We start from the raw sequence: 13686 nt of genomic DNA, 5'->3' as shown, positions 1-13686 counted from the left end.
CCTCGCCCGCCGGGTATGACGCCTCCGGCGGGAGTATTTTTAAAAAGATGAAGAGGTTACTCGCCGCGTGGGAACCGGGCGTTTTCCTCGACGATGTTCAGATCCATATGATTGCGCATGTAGCGTTCGGACGCCTTTTGCAGCGGCTGATAATCCCATGGGTAATATCCGCCTTGCCGCAGTGCCTCGTACACGACCCAGCGTCGCGCCTGACTGGCACGGACATCCGCGTCGAAGCGCTCCAAATCCCAGCGGGTCTCGGACTTTGCGCGCAGGGTTTGCAGCGTGCCCGCATGTTCGGGGCTGTCTGCCAGATTGGTCAGTTCATGCGGGTCTGCCTCGAGATCAAACAATTGATCCGGGTCCAGCGCGCATCGATTGTATTTCCACTTGCCATAGCGCAGCGACACCAGCGGAGCATACGATGCCTCGGCCGCGTATTCCATGGCCACAGGTGCGGTTCGTTCCCCGCCTTGCGCCAGCGGCACCAGGTTTTCACCGTCCGTCCATGGGGCGATCTCGGCCATGTCAACACCTGCCAGAGCCCCGAGTGTGGGTGTGACATCGATGGTGGAAACTGGCGTATCGATCCGCCCGGCAGGCAAGTCCGGGGATGAAATCATCAAAGGAACGCGCGCCGAGCCTTCGTAGAAGTTCATTTTGAACCAAAGGCCACGTTCGCCCAGCATGTCACCGTGATCCGAGACGAACAGGATGATCGCCTCTTGCCGTGTCGTTTCGAGCACTTCGAGGATTTCACCGATCTTGTCGTCCAGATAGGAAATATTGGCGAAATAGGCGCGGCGCGACTTTCGGATATCTTCTTGGGTGATGTCGAAGCTACGCCAGTCGTTGGCATCGAAGATCCGCTTGGCGTGAGGATCCTGGTTGTCATAGCCGATATCAGCGATTTCGGGCAGCAGATGCGCGCAATCCTCGTAAAGGTCCCAGTATTTGCGACGGGCGACATAGGGATCATGCGGATGGGTGAAGCTGACCGTCACGCACCATGGGCGGTCATCCTTGCCGCGCGCAAGGTCATACAGTTTGGCCTTGGCGTTATAGGCGACCTCGTCATCATACTCCATCTGGTTGGAAATCTCGGCAACACCCGCGCCGGTCACCGATCCCATGTTGTGATACCACCAGTCGATCCGCTCGCCCGGTTTGCGGTAATCCGGTGTCCAGCCAAAATCGGCCGGGTAGATATCAGTTGTCAGGCGATCCTCAAACCCGTGCATCTGGTCCGGGCCGACAAAGTGCATTTTGCCTGACAGACAGGTGTAATAGCCGGCCCTGCGCAAATGGTGTGCGTAAGTTGGGATATCGCTGCGGAACTCAGCCGCGTTGTCGTAGACCCCGGTGCGTGAGGGTAATTGACCGGACATGAAGCTGGCCCGCCCCGGCGCGCAAAGCGGCGACGCAGTATAAGCGTTGGCAAAGCGGGTCGACCGTTCGGCCAGTTTCTTCAGGTTCGGAGCATGAAGCCAGTCAGCGGGACCGTCGGGAAAGAGGGTTCCGTTCAGCTGATCCACCATCAGGATCAGAATGTTTGGTTTTGTCATTTTTCAGCCTCGAGCAGAGTATCGAGCACGCGCATAGCGTGGTTCACGGCCAGTTGCGGTTCTTCCGGGGCGCTGAGTGCTGCGCGAATATAGAGCCCGTCAATCAGGGCAATCATATTCTCGGCAGCCTCAACCGGATCCAGCATCCTTGGACGCAGGGCATGAACCAGATTCGATCTGATGCGCGCCTGATAGATCTGCCACAATCGCAGCGCGTCACTGTTGGTCTGCGCCAACACATAAAACGTCATCCAGGCGGCAGTCACGTCAGGTGTGAAACACGAAGGGGCAAAACAGGCGTGGATAATCGCCTCTGCCCGATTGCCCGGTTTGGCCGCTTTCAACTGGGCCCTGGCTTCGTCGCTGAAGTCGGCGAGGATCTGACGCATTGCGGCCAGAAATATCTGATCCTTTCCGCCAAAATAATGGTGTGCCAATGCGCTGGACATGCCCGCGCGTTTGGCAATCTGGCTTACGGTTACATCCAGGGATTTCTTGACACCCAGTTCAGCAATCGTCGCTCGAACAATCGCGTCCTTGCGGATCGGCTCCATTCCAACTTTTGGCATCGCTTTCCCCATACAGGTGTCATGCGACCAAGCTAGGATGTTTTTATTGACTCGTCAATCAATGTAAACACTGAGATGTCTTGTTACAGCTTCGGCGCAATACTGGGAGGCGTCAAGTCCCGCCGGTTCAACATGAACTCGCGCCATGAGATGAAGCTTACAGCGCCCAGTATCAGGGTTCCGCCAGCCACAACCCAAAGGTCGACGCTTTCGTGGAAGATTGCTGCACCCACAAGCGTGGCCCAGATCAACTGCAGGAAAGTGACGGGTTGTGTGACGGCCACAGGCGCGGCCTGCAACGCCAATGTCATGAAGTAATGACCTGCGGTCGCAAAGCTGGCCACCAGAAACAGAACCCCGAGTTCTTGCATACTGGGCCGGGTCCAGACGGCAACCGCAAAGGGGATCAAGGCTATGGTTACCCAGATGGACAGATGCGCCACAACAACCGAAGGTGGAACGTCGCGGACAAGAAGCTTGGCCAGCAAATAGGACCCGCTTAGCATCAGGGCCGTTCCGAGCATGGCAAGGTGACCTTGTGAGACTTCGCGAAACCCGGGGCGCAGGATGACCAGCACGCCCACCAAAGCGACCAGAATCGCGGCGACCCTGCGAAAAGCCAACTTCTCACCCAGAAACAGGGCTGCACCCAAGGTGACATAAACCGGCGTCATGTAGTTCATCGCAGTGACTTCGGCCAAGGGAATTTGTGTCATGGCGAAGAACCAAAGCATGACAGCAATCGCGTGTACTACACCGCGCAAACCGAACAGCGTCAGCAGGCGGGGTGTCAGCCGGGTCGCCATGATCGACCGCAAGGCCGGTAACAGAAACACCAATCCCAGCGCATAACGCAGGAATGCGGCCTGGATCGGATTCATCGTCGTGCCCAGAGATTTGACCAATGCGGTCATCACAACAAAGGACAGCCCGGCGGCAAACATCCAGAACATAGCGGCAAGCGGGCGCGACGAAACGGCAAGCGATGTCATGGCTTAGGTTGAACACCGAAACCCTGCCGGGAACAACCCTTCACATGACAACAAGTTTCAGTGCGATACCCAGCATTACGACACCGATCACGGCATCCAGCACCTGCCAGGCGCGCGGGCGCGCAAACACCGGAGACAGAACACCTGCGCCGTATCCAAGTGAAAAGAAGAAGGCAAAGCTGGACGTGACCGCCCCGATGGCAAATCCGACCCGGTCATCATACTGTGCCGAGATGGAACCGATCAGAACCACTGTATCCAGATAGACATGCGGGTTCAGCCAGGTGAAGGCGAGAACGGTAAGCATCGCGGTTCTAAGGCTGGTTCGCGGGCCGTTGCCCGTTTCCATTACCGCGCCACCCCGCAGGGCAGACCCGAAACTGCGCAGCCCATACCACGTCAGAAAAGCGGCCCCGCCAAATCGCAGTACAGGTTCAAACCAGGGGGCTGAATGCGCCAGAGTCCCGAACCCTGTGACGCCTGCAACAATCAAAACCGCGTCAGACATTGAGCAGGTCAGGCACAGAAGAAACACATGTTCACGCCGCAACCCCTGTCGGAGAATAAAGGCGTTCTGTGCCCCGATGGCGAGGATCAGACTGAAACCCAGCGCGAAACCGGCGATCATGGACGTGGGCATGGGACCTCCTGCTATTGCAAGACGTTGACTAAGGCCGTCAGTGCGATCTATCAAATTAAAGATGTTACCCCGAGTTAAGTTTGGCTAATGCTGCTGGATCCTCTTCACCTGTCCGCTTTGTCTGCCATTCTGCGCCATGGCAGCTTTGATGCGGCTGCGGCAGAGCTGGCGGTGACGCCCTCGGCGATATCCCAGCGGATCAGGGCGCTTGAAGATCGGATTGGAGCCACCCTGATACATCGGGGCAGCCCTTGCACCGGAACGCCCGCCGGGCTGCGCATTGCCCGTTACGCGGAAGATGTCGGGCTGCTTGAGGCACAGCTGGTTCGAGAACTGACGCTGGAGCAGGAACCAAGGTCCGCCCGCGTCCGCATCGCCGTACCGGCAGACAGTCTGGCCACCTGGTTTGTTGATGCGATGGCGCAGGTGCCCGACATGCTGTTTGATCTGGTGATCGACGATCAGGATCACTCCGCAGACTGGCTGCGGCGGGGCGAGGTAAGCGCCGCTGTCACCGTTGGTGGCCAGACAGTGACCGGGTGCGACGCGATCCCATTGGGCGTGTTGCGATACCTGCCAACAGCCAGCCCGGAATTCATCAACACCTGGTTTCGGGACAAAGTGACCGAGGCAGAACTGGGCAAGGCACCCTGCCTGGTATTCAACCAAAAGGACGGGCTACAAAGGGCCTGGATTGTTCAACACACAGGCAAACGCCTGACACCCCCGTCTCATTTCCTGCCTTCTTCACACGGGTTCGTGGACGCGGCGATTGCCGGGCTTGGGTGGGGCATGAACCCCGCGGCTCTGGTGCGGGAGGTTTTGAAACAAGGGCTGTTGCGCCACATCGTGCCCGATGCGCCGCTGGATGTCGCGCTGAGCTGGCAGGTTGGGCGTGTTCTTGCGCCCGCACTCAAACCTCTGACCCAGGCTGTCAAACGTGCATCAGAACGGATTTTGCTTCCGCCTCAAAGCAGCTAAACAGACACGACATTTTCGGAGGGACCGATGTTCTCACGTGACGCTCTTGGCTATGACCCTATTCCCCTGCCAGACCGATGCGACATCAGCGATACAGACATGCTGGGCGCGGCGCAGGCATTTTATGAAAAGATGCGTCAGCGTCATACTATCCGGGATTTCAGCCCCCGCCCCGTTGCCCGTGAGGTAATCGAAACCAGTCTGCGCACTGCGGGTACCGCCCCGTCAGGCGCCAATCACCAACCCTGGCATTTTGCAGCCATCTCGGACCCTGCCCTGAAACACCGCATCCGGGAAGAAGCCGAAGAAGAAGAACGCCGGTTCTACGCAGGTGGCGCCGGGGATGAATGGATCAAGGCGCTGGAGCCCATCGGCACCAACGCGGTCAAAGAACATCTGACAATCGCCCCCTGGCTGATCGTGGTTTTTGCCCAGCGCTGGGGGCAATTCGAGGATGGAACGCGGTACAAGAACTACTACGTCCCGGAAAGTGTGAACATTGCCACCGGCTTTCTGATTGCCGCGCTGCATCACGCGGGCCTCAGCACCCTGACCCACACCCCAAACCCGATGCGGTTTCTGAACGACGCGCTGGACCGGCCCGCGTCGGAAAAACCAACCATGATTATCGCGGTGGGACACCCGTCAGAAGAAGCGACTGTGCCTGCTGTGGCAAAACTCAAGAAACCCCTGGAAGAGATTTCATCCTTCTTCTGAGGCTTTCGCGACGCTCGCCAAAAACTCAATTCGAGGGCTGTTCCGCCTTTTTCCGTTCTGGTTGCATCATGCGGTAGCAGTTTATACAGGACACCAGACTGGCGACGACGATGAATGCGACGGCCATCGCGACCTCGTGCATATGGGCGACAGCGGCAAGGCCCGCAGACAACAACACCGCGGTTAAACGCGCGAACGCCTTGACCGCCGCCGATCCCCGCACCCGCTGCTCTTTGGGTGCCACATCCAGAAAATAGAGCTTGCGCGCACTGCTGATCCCGGTCACCGCAACGGTGACAATGAACAGCGCAATTGCATGCAAATGAACCTGATGGTCAATGCCCAAATAGTGGAACACCAAAAGGACACTGCCTGTTGCGGCGACCATCAATGTCCCGACCACCATGACCGCACGATGGGATTTCATGTTGATGGTTTGCCACAGAGGACCCGATACAAGATATCCCGAAGCGGAAGAAACGATCATCGCGGTCAATCCCTGTGTCGAGCTGTGATGCGCTTCGGCTGCGATGAGAGCGAAGAACGGAACAGACAGCGACACAGCAACCAAGGGCAGACGCATGATCATATACCGCCGGAACCATTGGTATTCGAACATGTCCAGAATACCCTTGATATTCGCCTTAATCGAAATGCCCCTTTCGGACTTCTGCGGCGTCGTCGGTGCACCCTCACGCACGGTTTCCGTCATCGCCAGCATGAACAGACCCGACAGCAGGAAGAATAAAACCGAAACGCCAATCATGACTGAATGGCGCGAAAAGGGTGGATTATCCTTGGTGAACTGATGCACCAGCAACGCAAGGCCAATGGCACATAGCCCCCCGGCACCAAGTTGCAGGTATTGCATGACCATGCGCGAACGCGCCTGAACGTGGTCCCCGAGCAGATCCGTAAGCATCAGGGTCTGCACTTCGCTGACAAGCCCGATCACCAGAAATACAGACAGGAAAACCGCCGCGATCAATGGGACAGCCCCGGTTGCGGCCGCAGCGATTGCCAGAACCAGACAGGCGCCAATGACCGCTTCGGTCAACGCAATCGCACGTTTCTTCTTGCTTCTTGCCGCAACGGGTTGTGCGAGAAAGAAATCCGCAATTAAACAACCGACCATCCGCACCGACACCAGCGCCCCCGCCACAAACATCGGCAACTCGAAGGAAACGGCTAGAAACGGTAAAACAACCGACGGGCTGCCGAGCGTCCACGCGACCTGAGACAGGATACTTTGCCCGGCTAGGACGGGCACGTTGCGCTTGGTTCGATCGGAAGGTTCGGATGTCATTAGTACTGTGTCTTCGTGTTTCCTGGATTTCCGCCACTTTCAGCCTAAGCGCATCGACTGTTTCAGCCAATAATTCAATAAAACCATCAAAAACCAAAAAACCCGGCCGTTGCGACCGGGTTTCAATGAGCTGGTATGGGTCAGCTTAAAGCTGCGCCATGACCTCATCGGTGGCTTCGAAGTTGGTCGTGACACGCTGCACATCGTCATCGTCTTCCAGCGCATCGACCAGCTTCATCAGCTTTTGCATGTCCTCAAGGCCCAGTTCCGTCGTTGTGGTCGGTTTCCAGACCAGCTTGGTGGATTCTGATTCTCCAAGCGCGGTTTCCAATGCAGAGGAGACATCGTTCAGATCGGTATCCGCGCACCAGATGATGTGACCGTCTTCCGAGCTTTCGACGTCTTCGGCTCCGGCCTCAATGGCGGCCTCAAAAATCGTGTCGGCATCGCCAGCATCTGCCGGGTAAATGACCTCACCCTTGCGGTCAAACATGAACCCAACCGAGCCGGTCTCGCCCAGATTGCCACCGTTCTTCGAGAACGTGGAACGAACGGTCGATGCGGTCCGGTTGCGGTTGTCGGTCATGGTTTCGACAATTACCGCAACACCATTGGGCCCATAGCCCTCATAGCGGATTTCTTCGTAATCGTCGCCTTCACCCGCTTGGGATTTCTTGATCGCGCGGTCGATCACGTCCTTGGGGACCGAGTTCGACTTGGCTTCTTTCACCGCCAGACGCAGGCGCGGGTTCTTGTCGGGATCGGGGTCGCCCATCTTGGCGGCCACGGTGATCTCTTTTGACAGTTTGGAAAACAGTTTGGACCGCGCGGCGTCCTGACGCCCCTTGCGGTGCTGGATGTTGGCCCATTTGGAGTGGCCTGCCATAGTGCGTCCTCGTCATCATGTTTGCGTGTTCGGCGCTCATATAGACGTTTGCGGGGGGCAGGATCAAGAGAGCGGCTTGCGACGACCTCACCGCCTTGTATGGTGACGGCATGACGACAGATCAGATCATACTTTTTGCCCTTTTCATCACTGTCTTCGGGATGCTGCTTTGGGGTCGGTTTCGATACGACCTTGTGGCTTTTGCCGCGCTTATGATCGGCGTCGTGCTGGGTGTTGTGCCGGTGGGTGGCGCCTTTGCGGGCTTTGGCCACCCGGCGACCATTATCGTCGCGCTGGTGCTTGTGGTCTCTGCCGGCTTGGTCAGGTCGGGTGCGGTCTTTCTGATCACCCGCACTCTGGTTGATGCGTCACGGGGGCTGGGCGCACATATCGCCCTGATGGGCGGGATCAGTGCGATTCTGTCGGCCTTCATGAACAATGTCGCGGCGCTTGCCCTGCTGATGCCCGTGGATATTCAGACCGCGCGCAAAGCGGGTCGGCCCCCGGGTCTGTCCCTGATGCCCCTGAGCTTTGCCACCATTCTGGGGGGCATGGTCACCCTGATCGGCACCCCGCCGAATATCATCATCGCCTCGATCCGGCAGGAAACACTGGGTGAGCCGTTTCACATGTTCGATTTCGCCCCTGTTGGTGGAATTGCAGCGATTGCCGGTCTGGCATTTGTCGCGCTGATCGGATGGCGATTGATCCCCAATCGCGGCGTACAACAAGAAACATCCGAGGTGCTGGCCGAATACATTGCCGAACTGACGATCCCGCCGGGCTCTGCACATATCGGTAAACGGGTCAGCGAACTTTATGAAACGGCCGAAAAATCCGACGTGGCTATCATCGGCCTGATCCGGGATGGGAAACGGCGATATGGCCGGTCAACCCATGCCACACTGAACGATGGCGACGCGCTGGTACTGGAAGCGCGCCCGGAGGCGCTGGACGAGTTCCGTTCAGCGCTGAAACTGGATTTCTCGGACACACGACGGCAGGAGCTGCTGACTGCCGAGGGTGAAGGTCTGGAAGTAATCGAAGTGGTCGTTCCCGAAAGCGCGCGCATAACCGGCCGTACTGCGCAGGGTATCGGGTTGGCCTGGCGCCAAAGTACCGTCCTGATGGGCATCTCGCGTCAGGGTCGTCAGATCACCGAACAGGTTCGCAAGACCGAGGTTCAACCGGGAGACATCCTGCTGCTGCTTTGCCCTCGTGATCGCAGCGCTGATGTGACCGATTGGCTGGGGTGTCTGCCACTGGCCGAACGCGGATTGAACGTGACGGCAAACGATAAGGCCTGGTTGGCCATCGGTCTGTTTGCCGCTGCCGTCTTTGCGGCCAGTGTCGGGTTGATTTACCTTCCCGTCGCATTGGGGCTTGTCGTCATTGCCTATGTGCTGACCAAGGTCATGCCAATCACGGAGATCTATAACCACATCGAATGGCCCGTTGTCGTGCTGCTGGGTTCGATGATCCCTCTGGGCAGCGCTTTGGAGACATCCGGCGGCACCGAGCTAATTGCCAATGCGCTGATCCAGCTGACCAACGGCCTGCCTGCATGGGCGATCCTGACCGTACTGATGGTCGTGACGATGACCTTGTCGGATGTCCTGAACAACACCGCCACCGCCATCGTCGCGGCCCCGGTGGGCATCCAGATGGCCCAAACGCTCGGGGTGTCGCCCGACCCGTTCCTGATGACCGTGGCCGTTGCGGCCTCGGCTGCGTTCCTGACGCCTATCGGTCACAAGAACAACACGCTGGTTCTGGGCCCCGGCGGCTATCATTTTGGCGACTACTGGCGCATGGGCCTGCCGCTTGAGGCTCTGATCATCGCGGTTTCCGTCCCCGCCATCCTTGTCTTTTGGCCGCTGTGACGGGTAAAGGCTGTTCATGAAACGCTTTTTGATCCTGCAACTGCGCCCGGAAACGGATGCCTCCGACGCAGAATATGCTTCGATCCTGAACCGCAGCGGGTTATCGCCCGAACGCACACACCGCATCCGTCTGGATTGCGACGACCTGCCTGAAGGGCTGGATGTTACGGACTATGCCGGTGTCATCGTAGGCGGTGGGCCGGGATGCGTCAGTGATGACCCCGCAACCAAATCTGCGACGGATGCGCGGATCGAAGCCGCAATCCTGGGTTTGATGCCGCAGATTACCGCGCTGGATCACCCCTTCATGGGGTGCTGCTATGGCCTTGGTATTCTGGCCGTACATTTGGATGGCAACGTCAGCAAAGCCCGGTATGGCGAGCCTGTGGGACCATCCAGGTGCCGCCTGACCCCCGAAGGACAACAAGACCCGCTTACCGCAGAATTGGACGCCACCTTTGATGCTTTTGTTGGTCACAAAGAAGCGGTTCAAACCCTGCCCGAGGGCTGCGTTCACCTTGTTGCGTCCGACCCCTGCCCGTTCCAGATGATCCGCTGGGGCCAGAACGTCTATGCCACTCAGTTCCACCCGGAAGCCGATGCCAAAGACTTTGAACAACGCATCAACATCTACAAGAACCATGGCTACTTCCCGCCCGAAGACGCGCAGAAACTGATCGACCATTGCCATTCGGCAGAGGTTACGCAACCCGGCGAAATCCTGCGCCGTTTCGTCCAGCGATACGAGTGACCCAACGGCGCGGTTGCCTGCGCCTTGCCCCCTCGCATAGGCTGATCTGACGCAACTTTGGGAGGGGTTGTCCTTGGATTTGCTTTTGAATGTCGGCTTGCCGGTGTCGCTTGCCATTATCATGTTGTCTCTGGGCATCGGGCTGGAGGTGGCAGACTTCCGTCGTGTCCTGAGCCGGCGACGCGCCTTTGCCATCGGGGCGGTAAGCCAGATTGTTCTCTTGCCAGTCGCAGCCTTTGTGACGGTCACAATCTTTGGATTGCCCCCCGAGATCGCGGTTGGTTTCATGCTGCTCAGTTTTTGCCCGGGCGGCGTAACCAGCAACATCCTCTCCAAGCTCGCCAAAGCCGATGTCGCGCTTTCGGTCAGCCTGACCGCCGTGATCAGCCTTTTGTCGATGGTGACAATACCAATACTGGCCGCGTGGTCGATCAGGCACTTCATGGGCGACGAAGCCCCCGAGGTTTCGATCACCGGGCTGGCTGTTGCATTGTTTCTGATAACAACGCTGCCTGTGGCAATCGGGGTCGGAATTCGCTACTTTGCAACGGAGTTTGCAAACCGCGTAGAGCCGGGATTGTCAACGCTCGCGACCGTTTTGTTCGTGCTGATCGTTGCCGCGGCACTGGCCGGGAACTGGCAATTGTTCGTCGACAATCTTGGCATCATGGGCGCAGGCTTGATTTCTTTGAATATCACCCTGCTGTTCATCGGGCTGGGGCTTGCGCGGATATCAAACCTGTCCTGGAATGAGTGCAAGACGATCTCGATCGAAACCGGTATTCAAAACTCCACGCTGGGCATTACACTGGCGGCGCTGATCACGAATACCGAAAGCGGGTTCAGCCCGCTGGCCCTGCCCTCGGCGGTTTATGGCATTACGATGTACGCCGTGGTTCTGCCGTTTCTTGTCTGGTTCCGCAGGCGCTGAAAGGACCGTTATGACAAACAACACTGCTGATGCGATCGTAATCGGTGCTGGTCTGGCCGGATTGGCCGCCGCAGCCGAACTGGGCGACCGAGGCAAAAAGGTAATCATACTCGATCAGGAACCCGAAACCTTTCTGGGCGGTCAGGCGTTCTGGAGCCTTGGTGGACTGTTCATGGTCGACACCCCCGAACAGCGCCGCATGGGTATACGCGACAGCCACGATCTGGCGTTGCGCGACTGGATGGGCAGCGCACAGTTTGACCGTGACGAAGACGCATGGCCCCGCAAATGGGCCGAAGCCTATATCGAGTTTGCGGCTGGCGAGATGCGTCAGTGGCTGCACGAAATGGGCCTGCGCTGGTTTCCGGTCGTTGGCTGGGCCGAACGTGGCGGGTCTTATGCGACGGGGCACGGCAACTCGGTCCCGCGCTTTCACATCACATGGGGCACCGGCCCCGGCGTTCTTGAACACTTTATCCGACGTGTCCGCGACCATGTCAGCGCCGGATTGATCCAGATGAAGTTCCGCCACCAGGTCAGCCATATCATCATGCAGAACGGAACCGCCAAAGGTGTTTCCGGAGAAATTCTGGCCGATGACACCTCCCAGCGCGGTGGCAAAACCAACCGCGATGAGGTTGGCGAGTTCGAAGTTTATGCCCCGTCGATCATCGTCACCTCCGGCGGTATTGGCGGCAATTTTGACATGGTGCGTCAAAATTGGCCCCGGGACCGTTTGGGTGAGCCTCCCAAAGACATGGTTGCAGGGGTACCCTTTCACGTTGATGGCCGCATGATCGCAATCAGCGAAAAAGCGGGGGGCCATGTCATCAATGGTGATCGGATGTGGCATTACACCGAAGGCGTCCGCAACTGGGACCCGATCTGGCCCGCCCACGGCATTCGCATCCTGCCCGGCCCAAGTTCAATGTGGTTTGACGCCAGGGGCAACCGCCTGGCACCGCCCTGTCTGCCGGGGTTCGACACATTGGGGACACTGCGTGAGATCCTGAAAACCGGATATGAATACAGCTGGTTCGTTCTGACCCAGAAGGTGATCAAAAAGGAATTTGCGCTGTCCGGGTCGGAACAAAACCCCGACTTCACTTCGGGCAGCTGGAAAGAGGTTATCCGCCAGCGCATTCTGTCAGGTTCCAGCGCAACTGCTCCGGTCGAGGCGTTCAAGGAAAAGGGTGAGGACTTTGTTGTTGCCAACACGCTGACCGAACTGGTCAACGGCATGAACCATCTGGGCGACACTCCGATAGATGAGGCTCAACTGCGTGCCCAGATCGAAGCCCGGGATTCGCAGGTCGACAACCCTTTTTCGAAAGATGCGCAGATGATGGCGATCCTTGCCGCGCGCAATTATCGCGGAGATAAACTGATCCGCACAGCCAAACCGCATAAGTTTCTGGATCCGGCCAACGGCCCGCTGATTGCCGTCAAGCTGCATATTCTGACACGCAAATCTCTGGGTGGGTTGCAGACCAATCTGGACAGTCAGATGATTGGATCAGACGGAAATGTGGTACCGGGCCTGTTCGCTGCTGGCGAAGTCGCCGGATTCGGCGGTGGCGGCTATCACGGCTACAACGCGCTGGAAGGCACATTCCTGGGCGGCTGCATCTTTTCCGGTCGCAATGCCGGGCGTTCAAGGGCCGTCGCCTGACGCACTTTCCCTGTTACTTGCGCACCAGTTTGATCACCGGTTGGCCCTGCGCATCTAGCAGAGCCAGAGCGTTGCCCTGCATCGCGAATGTCGTGACGTTCTGCAAGGCTTGCAGGAATTGCCGCTCAACCGCGTCCAGCGGGGGCGGGCACGCCATGAGTGTTGCCGCCATGTTGTCTGGAAACGCAATGCGATTGCCGGAAATCTCGGCCTGACCGCTGAACCGGTTGCAGCCGCTGCTTCCTGAAAAAACCCCATCCTGACCAAAGACAAGCTCGGGGCGTTTCTCGGATTCGACAGGCGCACCATTCAGGCCCGAGGCGGCCCATTGGGTGTTGTCCAGCGTTGCCGCCCCCTGCCCCTGGACCTGAACCAACAGAAGATCAGCGGCATTTTCTGCCCCATTCGTCAGAACGGGGTAAACGGTATCTGTGGTGAACAGCAGGTTTTGCCCCTGCATCACAGATGCCCGAACGCTATAGCGATGAGCATCCATGATCAGTGCATCGTCATAGGTCAATTTGAACTGCGCGGGCACCCCGCTCAGCGCATACCGTTGCGCGGCAAGCGTGACAGCGGGAGCATCGGCCAGCGAGATATCCTGAAGCTCGACATAAAGGGTTGCGTCCGGTGGCAGTGCAATGCGCTCTCGGTATGTGGCGGTCCCTTCAACTGCACCGGCAATGGCGACACCGCTTAACGCCGCCCAAGTTGCTGCACCCGCCCATATTGCGCGACTTAGTTGCTGCATAGGTCAATTCCTTTTGCAAACCCTCTTCGCAAAAGATCGTGT

The 13686-nt window shown here is 58.1% G+C and carries 13 protein-coding genes; 6 read left to right on the top strand and 7 right to left on the bottom strand.

What is annotated here, in order from left to right:
- Nucleotides 1-56 precede the first annotated feature (56 nt).
- From betC to ACR0EK_RS05470, 4 genes are all read right to left on the bottom strand, one after another.
- Complete coding sequence (gene betC / locus ACR0EK_RS05485; protein ID WP_480486369.1) at nucleotides 57-1565, bottom strand: choline-sulfatase; 1509 nt, start codon at nucleotides 1563-1565, stop codon at nucleotides 57-59.
- Nucleotides 1562-2134: a choline-binding transcriptional repressor BetI gene (betI, locus tag ACR0EK_RS05480; RefSeq protein WP_480475817.1), complete on the bottom strand. Its 573-nt coding sequence runs from the start codon at nucleotides 2132-2134 to the stop codon at nucleotides 1562-1564. The genes betC and betI overlap by 4 nt, the downstream gene beginning before the upstream one ends.
- Before the next feature lie 83 nt (nucleotides 2135-2217).
- Nucleotides 2218-3126: a DMT family transporter gene (locus ACR0EK_RS05475; protein WP_480475815.1), complete on the bottom strand. Its 909-nt coding sequence runs from the start codon at nucleotides 3124-3126 to the stop codon at nucleotides 2218-2220.
- A gap of 40 nt (nucleotides 3127-3166) precedes the next feature.
- Nucleotides 3167-3766: a LysE/ArgO family amino acid transporter gene (locus ACR0EK_RS05470; RefSeq protein WP_480967645.1), complete on the bottom strand. Its 600-nt coding sequence runs from the start codon at nucleotides 3764-3766 to the stop codon at nucleotides 3167-3169.
- Nucleotides 3767-3853: 87 nt separating this feature from the next.
- Between ACR0EK_RS05470 and ACR0EK_RS05465 the strand changes: the two genes are divergently transcribed.
- Both ACR0EK_RS05465 and ACR0EK_RS05460 read left to right on the top strand, forming a co-directional pair.
- Nucleotides 3854-4747, top strand: coding sequence for a LysR family transcriptional regulator ArgP (locus ACR0EK_RS05465; RefSeq protein ID WP_480899122.1), 894 nt, complete (start codon nucleotides 3854-3856; stop codon nucleotides 4745-4747).
- A gap of 27 nt (nucleotides 4748-4774) precedes the next feature.
- Nucleotides 4775-5464, top strand: coding sequence for a nitroreductase family protein (locus ACR0EK_RS05460; RefSeq protein ID WP_480899124.1), 690 nt, complete (start codon nucleotides 4775-4777; stop codon nucleotides 5462-5464).
- A gap of 25 nt (nucleotides 5465-5489) precedes the next feature.
- Here the strand turns inward: ACR0EK_RS05460 and ACR0EK_RS05455 are convergent, their stop codons facing one another.
- Together ACR0EK_RS05455 and ACR0EK_RS05450 are read right to left on the bottom strand one after the other, a co-directional pair.
- The gene (locus tag ACR0EK_RS05455; protein ID WP_480899126.1) at nucleotides 5490-6770 is read right to left on the bottom strand and encodes an MFS transporter; all 1281 of its coding nucleotides are present in this window, start codon (nucleotides 6768-6770) and stop codon (nucleotides 5490-5492) included.
- A gap of 145 nt (nucleotides 6771-6915) precedes the next feature.
- Nucleotides 6916-7656 (bottom strand): YebC/PmpR family DNA-binding transcriptional regulator, encoded by a 741-nt coding sequence (locus ACR0EK_RS05450; protein WP_480481976.1) that lies wholly within the window; start codon nucleotides 7654-7656, stop codon nucleotides 6916-6918.
- Between the two features lie 110 nt (nucleotides 7657-7766).
- Between ACR0EK_RS05450 and ACR0EK_RS05445 the strand changes: the two genes are divergently transcribed.
- The 4 genes from ACR0EK_RS05445 to ACR0EK_RS05430 all read left to right on the top strand — a co-directional run bounded on the left by ACR0EK_RS05445 (nucleotide 7767) and on the right by ACR0EK_RS05430 (nucleotide 12893).
- Nucleotides 7767-9539 carry an SLC13 family permease gene (locus tag ACR0EK_RS05445; protein WP_480899128.1) on the top strand — a complete coding sequence of 591 codons (1773 nt, stop codon included), beginning with the start codon at nucleotides 7767-7769 and terminating at the stop codon, nucleotides 9537-9539.
- A gap of 16 nt (nucleotides 9540-9555) precedes the next feature.
- Nucleotides 9556-10290, top strand: a complete 735-nt coding sequence (locus ACR0EK_RS05440) for a glutamine amidotransferase (RefSeq protein ID WP_209504602.1) — start codon at nucleotides 9556-9558, stop codon at nucleotides 10288-10290.
- A gap of 73 nt (nucleotides 10291-10363) precedes the next feature.
- Complete coding sequence (locus tag ACR0EK_RS05435; RefSeq protein ID WP_480486378.1) at nucleotides 10364-11221, top strand: bile acid:sodium symporter family protein; 858 nt, start codon at nucleotides 10364-10366, stop codon at nucleotides 11219-11221.
- 10 nt (nucleotides 11222-11231) lie between these two features.
- Nucleotides 11232-12893 (top strand): FAD-binding dehydrogenase, encoded by a 1662-nt coding sequence (locus ACR0EK_RS05430; protein ID WP_480486379.1) that lies wholly within the window; start codon nucleotides 11232-11234, stop codon nucleotides 12891-12893.
- 13 nt (nucleotides 12894-12906) lie between these two features.
- Here the strand turns inward: ACR0EK_RS05430 and ACR0EK_RS05425 are convergent, their stop codons facing one another.
- Nucleotides 12907-13644 carry a YbaY family lipoprotein gene (locus ACR0EK_RS05425; protein ID WP_480899130.1) on the bottom strand — a complete coding sequence of 246 codons (738 nt, stop codon included), beginning with the start codon at nucleotides 13642-13644 and terminating at the stop codon, nucleotides 12907-12909.
- Nucleotides 13645-13686: the final 42 nt, after the last annotated feature.

This window comes from Ruegeria sp. AE4, from assembly GCF_056542185.1.
The sequence above is the reverse complement of the archived record's forward strand: the minus strand, read 5'-3'. Positions and strand labels throughout refer to the sequence as shown.